Origin of the sequence: Nitrobacter vulgaris, assembly GCF_031453995.1 — a bacterium.
Lineage (GTDB): Bacteria > Pseudomonadota > Alphaproteobacteria > Rhizobiales > Xanthobacteraceae > Nitrobacter > Nitrobacter vulgaris.
Genome location: NZ_JAVDPZ010000008.1, coordinates 75,093 through 89,091 on the forward strand (window position 1 = coordinate 75,093; position 13,999 = coordinate 89,091).

The window sequence follows — 13,999 nt, forward strand, 5'->3', positions numbered from 1 at the left end:
CTTCTCTTGAAGAACGGTTCTCTTGAAGGAATCGGTGGTGGAGCCAGGCGGGATCGAACCGCCGACCTCGTCATTGCGAACGACGCGCTCTCCCAGCTGAGCTATGGCCCCGTCTGCGATCAGCGGCGAATAAACGGGCGCTGCGACCGAAACGCTGTCATTTACAATCCTCGCCAACGGCAAGTCAAGAACGGCCGAAAACAGCGCGAATCGGCTCTTTGAGCGTCATTTGCCCTGCGTTCCCTTGTTTAGCGGGAACCGAAACGATATTTAGCAGGCTCGCGTTCCGAATTCGAAGCTCGTTGCCTTGGTTGTGTAACAAGGCGAATCTTCGAATTCTAGGGGACACGGAAGACCAATACTCCTAGTGTGGCTGCAATTCGGAGGTTCTCTTGACGGACTTTTGGCAAGGTGAAGGAACATCCGAATTGCAGCCACACCAGATACCGGTGGTCAGATCCTGACATTCGCATCCGGTTTCACCGAGCGTTCCTGCGAATGCCAGAATCGAACACCACTGGCAAATAAGTCGCGAACGTCAAATTCACTCCACTGGTCGTATTCACGATCAAACCCGCGAGCCAATCCGCCATGCGAGCCATACTGGATATCGTCCTTATCATCCTCGACCTCTATGTTTGGCTGCTGATTGCCTCGGCGATCCTGTCATGGCTGATTGCATTCAATGTCGTGAATACCCGCAATCAGTTCGTCGGCGCGGTGGCTGAGTTTCTGGAGCGGATCACCGAACCCCTGCTGGCGCCGATCCGTCGGTTGCTGCCGAATCTCGGCGGGCTCGACATTTCTCCGATCATTCTGATTCTGATCATCCTGTTCATGCAGCGAGTCATCACCTATTACATCTATCCTGCGGTGTTCTGACCGGCGGCCTGATGGAGCCGTGGCGGTATTCTTCGCAGGGCCTCAGCATCGCCCTGCGGGTGACGCCGCGCGGCGGCCGCGACGGGATCGATGGCATTGAAATGTTGGCCGACGGCCGGCCGGTGGTGAAGGTTCGCGTCCGCGCCGTTGCCGAAGGCGGCGAGGCCAACCGCGCTGTCATGGCGGTGTTGGCTAAGGCGCTGGGTGTGCGGAAAATCGACGTCCGGATACTTGCGGGAGCGACGTCGCGGCTGAAGCAGGTCGCTGTCGACGGCGACCCCGTTCAACTCGGCAACGCCCTGCGTGAATTGACGGCGGCTCAATCGAAATAGCCCGAACTGAGGATCAGCATGGCGGCCAGTATCATCGATGGAAAAGTCATCGCCGCCGATTTGCGTGCGCAGGTGGCCGGTGAGGTGACGCGGATGAAGCGTGACCACGGGCTGACGCCGGGTCTCGCCGTGGTGCTGGTCGGCAACGATCCGGCGAGCGAAGTCTATGTCCGCAGCAAGCACAAACAGACCCAGGCCGCCGGCATGGCGTCGTTCGAGCACATGCTGCCTGCGGATGTCGCGCAGGCCGATGTGTTGGCGCTGATCGCTGAATTGAACGCGGATGCCGCCGTTCACGGCATTCTGGTGCAATTGCCGCTCCCCAAGGGGCTTGATACCGAGGCGATCATCGCCGCCATCGATCCGGCGAAGGACGTCGATGGGTTGCATCCCTACAATGCCGGGCGCCTCGCAGGCGGTCTGTCAGCCTTGTCGCCATGCACGCCGCTTGGCTGCATCATCCTGACCAAAAGCGTGCATTCCTCGCTCGAAGGTCTGGACGCCATCGTGATCGGCCGTTCCAATCTCGTAGGACGACCGCTGGTGCAGTTGTTGCTCAATGAAAACGCCACGGTGACCATCACGCATTCGCGCTCCCGCAACCTGCCCGAACTCTGTCGCCGCGCCGATCTGGTTTATGCGGCGGTCGGCAAGGCTGAAATGGTACGCGGCGACTGGCTTAAACCGGGCGCGACCGTGATTGATGTCGGCATCACGCGTGTGCCGACAACCGACGGCAAAACGCGGCTGATAGGCGACGTTGCATTCGACGAGGCGATGCAGGTCGCGGGGGCGGTGACGCCGGTTCCCGGCGGCGTCGGGCAGATGACCGTGGCCTGTCTGCTGGTCAATACGCTGCGCGCGGCCTGTGCGATCAATGGCTTGCCTGCGCCGACGGTATGAGCGCCAAGGGCCGTCGTTGCCCGACCTGATTGTTTCTGGGTTTAACGGATGCGCGTGCGACGCGAGCGGCGCCGTTTTTCGAAGACTGTGCCGGCTGATGACGCTTGATTACGCCCCTCCGGCCCGCGCGATGCCCTCCAGGATCAGTCTGCGGGCGTCGTCCGCGCTGCCCCAGCGCAGCACCTTGACCCATTTGCCGGGTTCGAGATCCTTGTAGTGCTCGAAGAAGTGCTGAATCTGCTGCAACGTAATATCCGGCAGGTCGCTGTAGTTTTTTATCCTGTCATAACGCTGGGTCAGTTTCGACGTCGGGACGGCGATGATTTTCTCGTCGCCCCCGGCCTCGTCCTCCATCAAGAGCACGCCGACGGGCCGCACGCACATTACGGCGCCCGGCACGATGGCGCGTGTGTTGGCGACGAGGACGTCGCAGGGGTCGCCGTCTTGCGAAAGCGTGTGCGGGATGAAGCCGTAGTTACCGGGATAGCGCATCGCGGTATAAAGAAACCGGTCGACCACCAGCGTGCCGGCATCCTTGTCCATCTCGTACTTGATCGGCTCACCGCCGACGGGCACCTCAATGATGACATTTACCTCATGCGGCGGATTAGGTCCGATCGAGATCGCGTCGATACGCATTGGGGCTCCATGATTGAAGAGCGTCGGTCAACATATGGTCGTCATACGCTGGCTTGACGCGCGTATCTATCTATCTTCGAGAAAAGTCTTCCGAAAAATGATGGATGGCCCGGCACAGGGGATGCCGAACGGCAATGCCCGCCATTGACCGAGAACTGAAGAATGACGATCAGAGATCTGGCTTCTAACTCGTCCAGGCGAACGCCATCTTGTCCAGCGACTTCGGCCCGAACCTCTCGGAGGAGCGGGCGACCATGCGGCCACCGAGCGCGCGATAGAATTCCATCGCCGGCTCGTTGTCGGACAACGCCCAGGTCACCATGCTTTTCAGCCCGCTCTGTATCAAATCGCGCCGCGCCGCGGTGAACAGCCGCCGGCCGAAGCCCAAGCCCTGGAATTCGGGGCGCAGGTAAAGCTCGTAAATTTCGCCTTCGTACTGCAGGCTGCGGGCGCGGTTGCGGCCGTAGTTGGCATAGCCTGCAACCTGCTCGCCGAAAACCAGAACGCTGATACGACTGCCCTTGCGGATCGCGCTGTCCCACCAGTGCGGGCCGCGCCGGTTGATCAGCTTTTCCAGCTCCGCGCCGGGGATGATGCCCTGATAGGCCGAACGCCAGGACTCGTCATGGGTTGCTGCGACCGCGGATGCATCCGCGATCTTGGCCGGCCGGAGTTCGATCAGGATCGTGCTCATGTTCCGATCAAAGCAAGTCGGCGCGCCGTCTTCAAGGTCCATCGTTAATTAAGGGTTAAAATGTGCATTTCGCACATCACGAGTGCGACGTTTTGTATCGAAAAGGGACAGTCATGGCGCGGGCGCCGCGATCCTTCGACAGAAATCGGTTGGAGGTATCGTGACGTCTGCATGGGCAGACCTGTTCAGCTCGACCGGTCCAACAAACGCACGACGGTATCGGAGGAAATAACCGGCACGAGAAAGTTGTTGGTGCGCTCCAACGCACCCGCAAGCTGTCCAGATTTCTTCGTGCCGTTCGTATTGCCGATGACGATAGGGGATCAGCGCTTTGGCAATTCTGCCGCCTTCATCACCTCCCGCGCCGCCCGCTCGCCGCTGTCGCGTGCGCCGTGCGCCGTGGAGAAAAAGTTCGGTGAAGTGGCTTCGCCGGCAAAAAACAGTCGGCCGTCAACGGGCGCGGCCAGCGCGGCGCGGTCGCCGGCATGCCCGGGCAGGGCGTGGGAATAGGCGCCTTGCGCGAAAGGATCGCTGGCCCAATGCGATTCCGCGAGCGGTTTCAGCTTGCTGCGAAAACCGGAACCGAGCAGCGCCGCGATCTCGTCGATCGCCTGCGCGGCGAATGCGCCATCGCCGGCGTCTTCCAGTTCGCGCGCGAAGCTGCCGCCGAAAAACCCCTCGATGCAGGGCTGGCCGAACGGGCGCAAGTGATACGTTCCCATCTTGGTCCGCATGGTGGCGCCGCTCAGGTTGCCGTCCTTTGGCACCATGCCTTCCGGATCGTCGAGAGCCAGTATGACCTTGTCGTCGACGCCAAGCGGCAGGCCGGCCGCGGCGTCCAATTTTGCGGGCAGCTCGGGATGGAAGCGGATCGATTCGTTCGCGAGCAGGTTGGTCGGCACGGTGACGATTACCTGCGTCGCGGACAGTTCGCCTTTCGATGTTTCGATACGGATACGCCGGCCGGAATGATCAATGCGCCAAACCTGCGTGTTCAGCACCAGCGGGCACGGCTTGGCGTAGGCCGCGATCAGCGCGCCGTAGCCGCGGCGCACCCGCCAGTTTACCCGTGTATCTTCGTAGGTGCTCGTGTCGCGAACCGAGACGCCGTCGAGTTCGCAGCCGTTCACATAGGTCGAGATGGCGTCGATCATCGGATTCCAGCGGTTGCCTTGTTCGAGATAGCGACTGGCGGAGTCATCGGCATCGTTCTTTGCTGCTTGCTGGAGGCGTTCATCGAACGCATCCAGCGCCGCGAGGAAGTCCTCGTGCTCGGCCATCGGAAATCCGGCATCAAGGCCGCGCTTGCGCCATGGGGGTGGTGTCTTGTCGATTTCGAAGCCGAGCTTGCCTGCGACCGGAACGAAGGAGTTCCTGTCGGCCGAATGCAGCCAGCCGCAGCCGAGATCGAAGACAATGCCGGGGGCGGGGACAATGGTGTGGGCGCGTCCACCGACCCTGTCGCGGGCTTCGAGCACGACGACGGAGAGGCCGGAGTCTTTCAATGCATCGGCCGCGCCGAGCCCGGCGGCGCCGGCTCCGATAATGGCGACATCGATATTGGAGGGGAGATTTCGCGACATCGCAACACTGATTACTGTTTCGGCAGTTTCGCCTTGAGCGCGTAGAGCGCTTCCAGCGCCTCGCGCGGGGACATCTCGTCCGGATGCAGGGATTTCAACGCTTCGATCAATTGAACGGTTTCGCTCGGCGGTGCGGATTCGCCGGCGGCGCGCGCCGGAACCGCAAACAACGGCAGATCGTCCACCAGCGTTCGCACGGTCGATCCGCGATCCTGCGCCTCCAGTTTCGCCAGCACCGATTTGGCGCGCGCGATGACCGACGGCGGTAGCCCGGCGAGCTTGGCCACCTGGATGCCGTAAGACCGGTCGGCGGCGCCGGGCAGCACCTCATGCAGAAACACCACCTCGCCGTGCCATTCCTTGACCCGCACGGCGGCGTTGAACAGCCGCGGCAGCTTTGCCGAAAGCGCGGTGAGTTCGTGATAGTGCGTCGCAAACAGCCCGCGGCACTTGTTGGCCTCATGCAGGTGCTCGATCGTCGCCCATGCGATCGATAGGCCGTCGAATGTCGCGGTGCCGCGACCGATTTCGTCCAGGATAACCAGCGCGCGTTCCGACGCCTGATTGAGGATGATGGCGGTTTCCACCATCTCGACCATGAAAGTCGAACGCCCGCGCGCCAGATCGTCGGCTGCGCCCACGCGTGAGAACAGCCGGTCGACGATGCCGATGCGCGCGCGGCGCGCCGGCACGAAACTGCCGGTCTGCGCCATCAACGCGATCAGCGCGTTCTGGCGCAAGAAGGTGGATTTTCCGGCCATGTTCGGGCCGGTGAGCAGCCAGATCTGCCCCGATGTCTGGCTTGGGATTGGCGACAGATCACAGGCGTTGGCGATGAACGGATGGCCGGCGCGCTTCAGCGCCTGCTCGACCACCGGATGCCGCCCGCCTTCGACGGCGAAGCTGAGTGAGTTATCAACATCCGGCCGGGTGTAGTTCTCGTCGATCGCGAGCTTTGCGAGCGATGCCGCGACGTCCAACTGCGCAAAGGCGTGCGCAGCGTTGCGTAGCTCGTCGCCATTCTGGATTGCCATCTCGGCAAGCCGGTCAAAAATCTCGAGTTCAAGACCAAGCGCGCGGTCGCCGGCATTGGCGATCCTGGCTTCGATTTCACCGAGCTCCGATGTTGTGAAACGCACTTGACCGGCCAGCGTCTGGCGATGGATGAAGGTGGCGTTGAGCGGCGCGCTCATCAATCGGTCGCTGTGCTGCGCGGTCACCTCGACGAAATAGCCGAGTACGTTGTTGTGGCGGATCTTGAGCGTCTTGATGCCGGTCTCCTCGGCGTAGCGCGCCTGCATCGCCGCGACGACGAGACGTGAATCGTCGCGCAGCTTGCGCGCTTCGTCGAGCGCGCTCTCGTAGCCTTCGCGGACAAACCCACCCTCGCGCTTCATCAGCGGCAGGTTTTCGGACAGCGCATCACCGAGTTCGCGCGCGAGATCGCGGGACGGCCGCCGCAGCGACTGCATCGCCGCGGCGATGTCCGCCGGTGGATCGGAAAACTCCTCAAGCCGCGCGAGCGCCTGGCCCGCCGCCAGCATACCGTCGCGCAGGCCGGCGAGGTCGCGCGGCCCGCCGCGCCCAACCGAGAGTCGCGCCAGCGCCCGCGACATGTCAGGAGCAGTCCGCAGGATGGTGCGGATGTCGTCTCGTGCCGGGCTGTCGGATGTAAATGCGGCGACGGCATCGAGCCGCCGTGTAATCGCGGTCGTGTCGGTTAGCGGGGCCGCCAGCCGTTGTGCCAGGAGGCGCGATCCCGCCGCCGTCATTGTGAGATCAATGGCGTCGAGCAGCGAACCGCGCCGTTCGCCGGCGAGCGTGCGCGTCAGTTCGAGGTTGGCGCGGGTGGCGGGATCGACGGCCATGGTGCTGCCGGACGCCTCGCGTGATGGCGGCGAGAGCGGTGGCCGTTGGCTAATCTGAGTGCGATCGATGTAGGTGACGGCGGCGGCGGCCGCGGTCGCTTCCAGCCGTGACATGGCGCTGAGGCCATCCATGGTGGCGACCGCGAAATAATCGCACAGTCGACGTTCGGCGGTCGCGCTGTCGAACACGTCGCGGGTCAACGGCGTCACCGACGGCAATTCGCGCAGCAGGGCGCGCAAGTCCGGATCGCCATGAAGTGCGTCGGATACGATCACCTCGTTGGGATTGATGCGCGCGAGCGTCGCCCCGAGTTCACCCGCCCCGCATTCGGTGACCATGAACTCGGCGGTCGAGATGTCGATCCAGGCCAGTGCGAAGCGATCGCCCCCGGAGGACGCTTGCGCCCTCGCCAATGCCAGCAGGTAATTGTTGGCCTTGGCGTCGAGCAGCGTGTCTTCGGTCAGCGTTCCCGGCGTGACGAGCCGGACCACGTCGCGGCGAACCACGCTCTTGTTGCCGCGCTTGCGCGCTGCAGACGGATCCTCCGTCTGCTCGCACACTGCGACGCGGTGGCCGGCTGCGATCAGCCGGTGCAGGTAATCGTCGGAGCGTTCGACCGGAACGCCGCACATCGGAATATCCGCGCCCTGATGCTTGCCGCGTTTGGTCAGGGTGATGCCGAGCGCGCGCGAGGCGATTTCGGCATCCTCGAAGAACAGCTCGTAGAAATCGCCCATTCGGTAGAACAGCAAGAGGCCGGGATTGGCCGCTTTTATTTCAAGGTACTGTTCCATCATCGGCGTAACCCGCGTCGCCTCAACAGGGGCGGCCGGGTTCGGTGATGGCGGCATGGTGCGCTGGATCGTCATGGCGGCGAAGCTACAAAGTTTCGCCGCCGGCTCCTACGGCATTGCGGCGGTCGTGCGCCTTTTCCACGCATCGCTTCGCGTTTAATAGCTCTTGGATCAGGGCACGATTGCCCATGCCCCCACAAGCCGCGGGTAGAAAACGCAATATTCGTCGGAAGCGGCCTCCTGCAAAAGCCGCTGGCGTAGCGTATCGATTTCCACGGTTTTCTCGGTCGCTATTCCCAGCTTCACGATCGCCGGCAGCAGGCTGCGCACAGAGTCGACCAGGAAGTCTATCCCCGCCTCGTCGTCAGCGGTCGTTATCCGGGTGAGCCCAGCCATCTGCGGTGTCAAACCTGCGGCACGGAACGTACTGAACAGCGCTACCCCCATATCGAGCTGGCGCCCGCTCCGGCGATAAACCTCACCCACCCAGCCGATACACTGTTGGAAAAATGTCAACGGCGGGTGGACCGCTGCCGTACTCAGATCAAATTCAATAAACGACAAGATCGCGCCCGTCCGCAACCGGTTCCGCAGTCCGCTCAGCGCCTCCGCTGGGTTCGCAAGATGGATAAGGATGAATCGGCCTATGACCGCATCGAACTGAGAACAGTCTTCAAGGCTTTCGAGCGTCCCCGGCGAAAAACTTGCCCAAGGCTTGCCGTCGGCATCAAGTCGCATCCGCGCAATCGCGAGCGCCTCGGCAGCCGGATCGATTCCCTTTACGGTTCCCTCTTGGGAAACAAGGTCTGCAGCAATCAGGGAAACATCGCCAACGCCGCAACCAATATCAAGAACGTGCATCGCCTTTTTCAAGCCGGCGCGCACGAGAAGATCACGCGTGAGATCGGAGAATAACGCTCCCTGGCGGCGAAGCCTCTCAAGTTCTCGGTCGGAATGGCCCAACACATAATCCGTGCGGATCTTGCCATCCTGATCTTCGACCGCTGCAGTGCTGGCTTCGGAAGGAGGTGCCGAACAACTCACAAATGTCTCCTAAATCTTTAACACCTCTTGCGTCTTATCGTGCCTAAGCTGGGAACAGAGGTAGGGCGATGTTGTCGCGCACGATCAGTACATCGCAAGGGCAAATGGCGTTCCTGGAAAATTCAGGGAGCGGCACGCCTGTTGTTTTTATACATGGGAATTCGACCTGTCGTGACGTATTTCGGCATCAATTCGAAACAACGTGGGCGACGACACAGCACATCATCGCGATCGATCTTCTCGGGCACGGGCAATCGGATGACGCGCTGGAGCCGCAACAAGCTTACACCATTCCCGGTTATGCTGCCACGCTGATCGAGGCTTTACGATCATTGAATATCACGCGCGCGGCGCTTGTTGGCTGGTCGCTGGGTGGGCACATCAGCCTCGAAATGGTCGGGCAGGGATTCGAAGCTTCCGGTGTTATGCTGGTCGGAGCGCCGCCCATCAGGCGCGGTATTCTGGGAATGGTCCGCGGCTTTCGAATCCAGCGCGATCTGCTGCTCGCAACAAAAAGCGTTCTGAATGCGCACGAGATCAGCCGATTCGCGCGTGTCTGCGTCGGGGAGAAGCACGCGGCGCGGTTCCACGACACAATCGCTCGCACGGACGGTCGCGCACGTCAGATCCTGGGCCGTGGGTTGATAGCTGGGCTAGGCGTCGATCAACGCTGGATCGTCGAAAAGCTGTCAACACCGATTGCCGCCGTCAACGGTTCTGAGGAGCCGTTTGCACGCCTCGACTACGTGGCAAGCATCTCCTACAGGTCACTTTGGGACCATTCCTGCCATATCATCGACGGTGTCGGCCACGCGCCCTTTCTCGAAGCGCCCGAGCGGTTCAATCCGCTGCTATTCCGCTTTCTGAGCGACATCAATTTCAGCCGCATCGACAATACAACACAGCAACAAAGCTGTAGCGATGCTTGAGCGCGGCACGCCAAGCATCCCGAGAGCCTGAACCCGGCAAGTCCCTCAGGCCGTCCTTCATGCATTCGATAGGTCGGTGAACAGGCCTTTATTAAAAGGCTGGCGCAGGACGATGTGCTTTCAGATGCGTCGCATCGATCGCGCCAGCGCAGACCGTTTTTGATGACGAAGACGATGCCGCTGATCGCCCCGTCGATCGTCACTCCTCGCAGTTCCGCACGGCAGCGGCTCGGCCTGGTCCATTATGCTGCATTGCAACACGAACCAAAATTTGTCGGGTGATGATGCTGAAGGGGGAGCAGAACCGGCTTAAACGGGTTAGATGAGTGAATCGAATGACCGCGACGAGACCGACATTCCCCGTTCCGGGGCACGACCATGACCGCTGCGCCGCGGAGGCGATCAGCCACGCGGAGCAAATCTGCGCGCGGCGTGCCCAGAAATTCACGCCTATCCGTCGCCAAGTGCTGCAGGCGCTGCTGTCGAGCCATCGGCCGCTCGGCGCCTATGAAGTGATAGAGGAACTGGCAAAGTCGATGCCGCGTCCCGCGCCGATCACGGTCTACCGCGCGCTGGATTTTTTGATAGGAAACGGCCTGGTTCACCGTATCGAAAGCCGTAATGCGTTCCTGGCCTGCGGGCATGACCACGATGAGAGCGCGATGGTGGCGTTTTTGATCTGCGAGCAGTGCGGCTCGGTCGGCGAAATTCCCGCAAGCCGCGTGGCGCAGAGTCTGAGCGATGCAGCCCGCACCACGGGGTTCACGCCGAAGCTGTCCGTGGTTGAAATTACCGGCACCTGCGCCCATTGCCAGAACGCGCCGTAGTTCTTGCGATTGGGCTCTTGCCGGGGCTACGAGGCACGAGGGTTCTTGACGGTGGATGCTTCATGACCTTGACAGGAGACACTCGTCGTCAACTCGCGGCAATGAATGAAGTGACCATCCGTATATTTTTCGTAAATTTTTCAGTGGTTTAAATGCTTGCCAGCGAATTGTCGGCTTATGGGTTCATAAGTTCTTTGTTTTGGTGTGGGACTGGCTATCTCATGCCGGGGATGCGGCTTTCGGGCATCGCGGCGTTGTTAAGCAATGCCTGCCTGGCTCGAAACAGCTCTCTCACCCTTCATTGATCCGTTGCTGGATGTTACGAAAACCTGATATTTGAGCCCCATGAACAAGTTCGAAAGTCCGTCGGATATCGACGTCGCAGGCCCAAGCCCGCGGCACACAACCACGCAAGTGATGGTCGGCAATGTCGCCGTCGGCGGTGGCGCGCCGATCGTGGTGCAATCGATGACCAACACCGACACCGCCGATGTCGAGGGCACGATCGCTCAGGTCGCAGCCTTGTCGCGCGCCGGCTCGGAAATGGTCCGCATCACGGTGGATCGCGACGAGGCCGCCGCCGCCGTGCCGTATATCCGCGACGGCTTGCGCAAGCGCGGCATCACCACGCCGCTGATCGGCGATTTCCACTATATCGGCCACAAGCTGCTGGCCGAACATCCAGCCTGCGCGGAAGCGCTCGACAAGTATCGCATCAATCCGGGCAACGTCGGCTTCAAGAACAAGCGCGACAGCCAGTTCACCGACATCGTCGAAATGGCGATCAAGTACGGCAAGGCGGTGCGGATCGGCGCCAACTGGGGCTCGCTCGATCAGGAGCTGCTTACCAAGCTGATGGAAGAGAACGCCAATTCGGCGGCGCCGCGCGATGCCCGGGCGGTGACGCGCGAGGCGATGGTGCAGTCGGCGCTGTTGTCGGCGAAGCGCGCCGAGGAGATCGGCCTGCCGAAGAACAAAATGGTTCTGTCGGCGAAGGTCTCGGCGGTGCAGGATCTAATCGCCGTCTATCAGACGCTGGCGTCGCGGTCGGACTACGCGATCCATCTCGGCCTCACCGAAGCCGGCATGGGCTCGAAAGGCATCGTCGCCTCAAGCGCCGCGCTTGGCATTCTGCTCCAGCAAGGCATCGGCGATACCATCCGCATCTCGCTGACGCCCGAGCCCGGCGGCGACCGCACGCTGGAAGTTCAGGTCGCGCAGGAACTGTTGCAGACCATGGGCTTCCGGACCTTCGTGCCGCTGGTCGCGGCATGTCCCGGCTGCGGGCGCACCACCTCGACCACGTTCCAGGAACTGGCGCGATCGATCCAGGACTTCATCCGCGACGAGATGCCGAACTGGAAGGCGCAGTATCCCGGTGTGGAGCAGCTCAACGTCGCGGTCATGGGCTGCATCGTCAATGGCCCCGGCGAATCGAAGCACGCCGATATCGGCATCTCGTTGCCCGGCACCGGCGAGGCGCCGGCGGCGCCCGTCTTCGTCGACGGCAAGAAGTTCAAGACCTTGCGCGGGCCGGCGATCGCGCAGGACTTCAAGGCGCTGGTGATCGATTACATCGAGCAGCGATATGGTAACGGCGCCAAGGCGCGGGCCGAAGCGGTGAGCGCGGCGGAGTGAGGCCGTCTCCTGAATCGCGTGAGATCAATATGCCGGCTTCTCAGCCGTCATATTGACGGAGCGCTCGTCGTATTCCTCACAGCGGCGTATTCTTTTCCCGGTTGTTGACAACCGCTTCTTCGAGGTCGAGATCGCGTTCGATCCGGCGGCGGGTTTCGTCGGTGATCTTGCCTTCACGCAGCAGCCTGTGCAGATGCGTGCGCTCGATGGTGATGATTTCTCGCACCATGGATGCTCCCTTCGTCGCCGGCGAATGTTCGTCGCCCTCGCGCGGCGGATCGGGCAACGCCCGTATCCGGGTTTCGTGCCGTGCCTCGAGAAACCTGGCGAGGCCTTCGGGCAGCTTGCGTTCGGCGATGATGGTGTCGAGGGCGCCCCGCGTGGCCTCGATAATGCTGCGCCGCGCCGTGATCTCGGCTTCGCGTTCATTCAGTGCTTCACGGTGGCCGTGCTGCGAAACGCCGAGCAGGTTGACGACAGGCGGTAGCGTCAGACCGATGCCGAACAGCGTCGCGAAGATGACGCCGAAGCTCGTCAGCTGAATGAGGTCGCGGTAGGGAAACGGCTCGCCGTCCGGAAGCGTCAGCGGCAAAGCGAGAGCGACCGCGAGCGACACCGCGCCGCGAATGCCGGTGAAGCCGATGACGGCGACATAGCGCCACGGCGGCGTCGGATCGCGCCGCCTGACCCGCGCGCTTAGGATGCGGGTCAGGTAGGTGGCCGGAAACACCCAGATGAATCGCGCAGCGATCACGATGGCCGAGGTCAATGCGATCGCGACTAGCACCTGGCTGACCGGAACCGCCTTGGCCTTCTCCATCAGCACCCGGACTTCGAATCCCATCAGCAGGAACAGCACGCCCTCGATCAGCCAGATGGCAAGATCCCAGAAGAAGATGCCCTGAAGCCGCGTTGCCGCCGAGATCAGCAGCGGTCCATTCCAGCTCACGTAAAGTCCCGCGGCGACGGTGGCGATGACGCCGGAGCCGCCGAGATGTTCGGGAACCCAATAGGCGAGATAAGGCGTCAGCAACGACAGCAGGATTTCCACCCGCGCGTCATGGGCCCACTGGCGCAGCCGCAGGCTGAGCCAGCCGACAATGATGCCGAACGCGATTTCGCCGAGCAGGATGAAGATGAACGATCCGGCGGCGGATGGCAGCGAAAACGCGCCGGTCGAGACGGCCAGCACCGCGAAACGATAAAGAATCAGCGCGGTGGCGTCGTTGGCGAGGCCTTCGCCTTCGAGGATAACGAGAATCCTGTGCGGCAGGTGCAGCCGTTTGGCGATGGCGAGCGGCGCCACGACGTCGGGCGGCGAGACGATGGCGCCGAGCACGAAGCCGACGCCCCAGGGCAGCCCGAGCAGCCAGTGCGTTACGGCGGCGACCGTACAGGTTGTGAAAATGACGCAGCCGATGGCGAGCAGGGCGATCGGCCGCAGGTTGGATTTGAACTCGCGCCAGCTCATGGAAACGCCGGCCGAATAGATCAGCGGCGGCAACACCATCAGTAGCACGCTCTCCGGCTGCATTTCGATGGGCGGAAAGCCCGGCACGAAGGCCAGCATGATGCCGACCATTAGAAATACGATGGCCGGCGCCGTCACCAGCCGCCGTGCCAGCGCGGCCGATGCGGCCATCACGGTAAGAACGAGCAGGGATGTCAGGAAGGTTTCGGTCATGCCAGCGGAGGGCTCCTGGGCCGAGAGCGTAATGGACAGAGCTTGACCGCAACCGCAAGGATATTCTGATCGTCCAGCCGCCGGGCGGGATCGCCGGAAACCGCCCGGAAGGAACGATTAGACGCGCCCCCATGATCTTGCTTGGTGGCGCGGCGATGTCCAGATCTGCAAGTGTTTACCC

Annotated in this window: 12 protein-coding genes and 1 tRNA gene; 6 read left to right on the top strand and 7 right to left on the bottom strand. The window is 62.0% G+C overall.

All coding sequences use genetic code 11. The features are described from left to right. Nucleotides 1-35: 35 nt before the first annotated feature. A tRNA-Ala gene (locus GGQ85_RS07145) sits at nt 36-111 on the bottom strand. A gap of 480 nt (nt 112-591) precedes the next feature. On the opposite strand from GGQ85_RS07145, the gene GGQ85_RS07150 reads away from it, so the two are divergent. Genes GGQ85_RS07150 through folD form a run of 3 tightly spaced genes read left to right on the top strand, consistent with a single transcriptional unit; the run spans nt 592 to nt 2,117 of the window. After that, the gene (locus GGQ85_RS07150; protein WP_011313809.1) at nt 592-882 is read left to right on the top strand and encodes a YggT family protein; all 291 of its coding nucleotides are present in this window, start codon (nt 592-594) and stop codon (nt 880-882) included. Nucleotides 883-893: 11 nt separating this feature from the next. Continuing rightward, the gene (locus tag GGQ85_RS07155; RefSeq protein ID WP_309773936.1) at nt 894-1,214 is read left to right on the top strand and encodes a DUF167 domain-containing protein; all 321 of its coding nucleotides are present in this window, start codon (nt 894-896) and stop codon (nt 1,212-1,214) included. Nucleotides 1,215-1,232: 18 nt separating this feature from the next. Then, complete coding sequence (gene folD, locus GGQ85_RS07160) at nt 1,233-2,117, top strand: bifunctional methylenetetrahydrofolate dehydrogenase/methenyltetrahydrofolate cyclohydrolase FolD (protein ID WP_309773937.1); 885 nt, start codon at nt 1,233-1,235, stop codon at nt 2,115-2,117. 108 nt (nt 2,118-2,225) lie between these two features. On the opposite strand, the gene ppa is transcribed toward folD, so the two are convergent. The 5 genes from ppa to GGQ85_RS07185 form a co-directional block, all read right to left on the bottom strand. Beyond that, nucleotides 2,226-2,756, bottom strand: a complete 531-nt coding sequence (gene ppa, locus GGQ85_RS07165; protein ID WP_309773938.1) for an inorganic diphosphatase — start codon at nt 2,754-2,756, stop codon at nt 2,226-2,228. A 184-nt stretch (nt 2,757-2,940) separates the two neighbouring features. After that, on the bottom strand, nt 2,941-3,450 hold the full coding sequence (locus GGQ85_RS07170) for a GNAT family N-acetyltransferase (RefSeq protein ID WP_309773939.1): 510 nt from the start codon (nt 3,448-3,450) through the stop codon (nt 2,941-2,943). A 323-nt stretch (nt 3,451-3,773) separates the two neighbouring features. Beyond that, nucleotides 3,774-5,033 carry a flavin monoamine oxidase family protein gene (locus GGQ85_RS07175; RefSeq protein ID WP_309773940.1) on the bottom strand — a complete coding sequence of 420 codons (1,260 nt, stop codon included), beginning with the start codon at nt 5,031-5,033 and terminating at the stop codon, nt 3,774-3,776. Nucleotides 5,034-5,044: 11 nt separating this feature from the next. Then, the gene (gene mutS, locus GGQ85_RS07180) at nt 5,045-7,771 is read right to left on the bottom strand and encodes a DNA mismatch repair protein MutS (RefSeq protein ID WP_309773941.1); all 2,727 of its coding nucleotides are present in this window, start codon (nt 7,769-7,771) and stop codon (nt 5,045-5,047) included. Nucleotides 7,772-7,867: 96 nt separating this feature from the next. Then, a complete protein-coding gene (locus GGQ85_RS07185; RefSeq protein ID WP_309773942.1) occupies nt 7,868-8,581 on the bottom strand; it encodes a class I SAM-dependent methyltransferase in 714 nt (237 codons plus the stop codon). 227 nt (nt 8,582-8,808) lie between these two features. Between GGQ85_RS07185 and GGQ85_RS07190 the strand changes: the two genes are divergently transcribed. From GGQ85_RS07190 to ispG, 3 genes are all read left to right on the top strand, one after another. Next, nucleotides 8,809-9,669: an alpha/beta fold hydrolase gene (locus GGQ85_RS07190; protein ID WP_309773943.1), complete on the top strand. Its 861-nt coding sequence runs from the start codon at nt 8,809-8,811 to the stop codon at nt 9,667-9,669. A gap of 335 nt (nt 9,670-10,004) precedes the next feature. After that, entirely contained in the window at nt 10,005-10,496 is a 492-nt protein-coding gene (locus GGQ85_RS07195) for a Fur family transcriptional regulator (protein WP_079445648.1), read from the top strand. Nucleotides 10,497-10,841: 345 nt separating this feature from the next. Further along, a complete protein-coding gene (gene ispG / locus GGQ85_RS07200; RefSeq protein WP_079445649.1) occupies nt 10,842-12,134 on the top strand; it encodes a flavodoxin-dependent (E)-4-hydroxy-3-methylbut-2-enyl-diphosphate synthase in 1,293 nt (430 codons plus the stop codon). Between the two features lie 76 nt (nt 12,135-12,210). On the opposite strand, the gene GGQ85_RS07205 is transcribed toward ispG, so the two are convergent. Further along, nucleotides 12,211-13,818 carry a Na+/H+ antiporter gene (locus GGQ85_RS07205; RefSeq protein WP_309773944.1) on the bottom strand — a complete coding sequence of 536 codons (1,608 nt, stop codon included), beginning with the start codon at nt 13,816-13,818 and terminating at the stop codon, nt 12,211-12,213. Between the last annotated feature and the right edge of the window lie 181 nt (nt 13,819-13,999).

What these genes read in the sequence shown, in the direction of transcription:
- ispG (WP_079445649.1), top strand. Translation starts at nt 10,842, where the DNA reads ATGAACAAGTTCGAAAGTCCGTCGGATATCGACGTCGCAGGCCCAAGC.
- GGQ85_RS07190 (WP_309773943.1), top strand. Translation starts at nt 8,809, where the DNA reads ATGTTGTCGCGCACGATCAGTACATCGCAAGGGCAAATGGCGTTCCTG.
- mutS (WP_309773941.1), bottom strand. Translation starts at nt 7,771, where the DNA reads ATGACGATCCAGCGCACCATGCCGCCATCACCGAACCCGGCCGCCCCT.
- folD (WP_309773937.1), top strand. Translation starts at nt 1,233, where the DNA reads ATGGCGGCCAGTATCATCGATGGAAAAGTCATCGCCGCCGATTTGCGT.
- GGQ85_RS07175 (WP_309773940.1), bottom strand. Translation starts at nt 5,033, where the DNA reads ATGTCGCGAAATCTCCCCTCCAATATCGATGTCGCCATTATCGGAGCC.
- GGQ85_RS07195 (WP_079445648.1), top strand. Translation starts at nt 10,005, where the DNA reads ATGACCGCGACGAGACCGACATTCCCCGTTCCGGGGCACGACCATGAC.
- ppa (WP_309773938.1), bottom strand. Translation starts at nt 2,756, where the DNA reads ATGCGTATCGACGCGATCTCGATCGGACCTAATCCGCCGCATGAGGTA.
- GGQ85_RS07150 (WP_011313809.1), top strand. Translation starts at nt 592, where the DNA reads ATGCGAGCCATACTGGATATCGTCCTTATCATCCTCGACCTCTATGTT.
- GGQ85_RS07155 (WP_309773936.1), top strand. Translation starts at nt 894, where the DNA reads ATGGAGCCGTGGCGGTATTCTTCGCAGGGCCTCAGCATCGCCCTGCGG.
- GGQ85_RS07170 (WP_309773939.1), bottom strand. Translation starts at nt 3,450, where the DNA reads ATGAGCACGATCCTGATCGAACTCCGGCCGGCCAAGATCGCGGATGCA.
- GGQ85_RS07205 (WP_309773944.1), bottom strand. Translation starts at nt 13,818, where the DNA reads ATGACCGAAACCTTCCTGACATCCCTGCTCGTTCTTACCGTGATGGCC.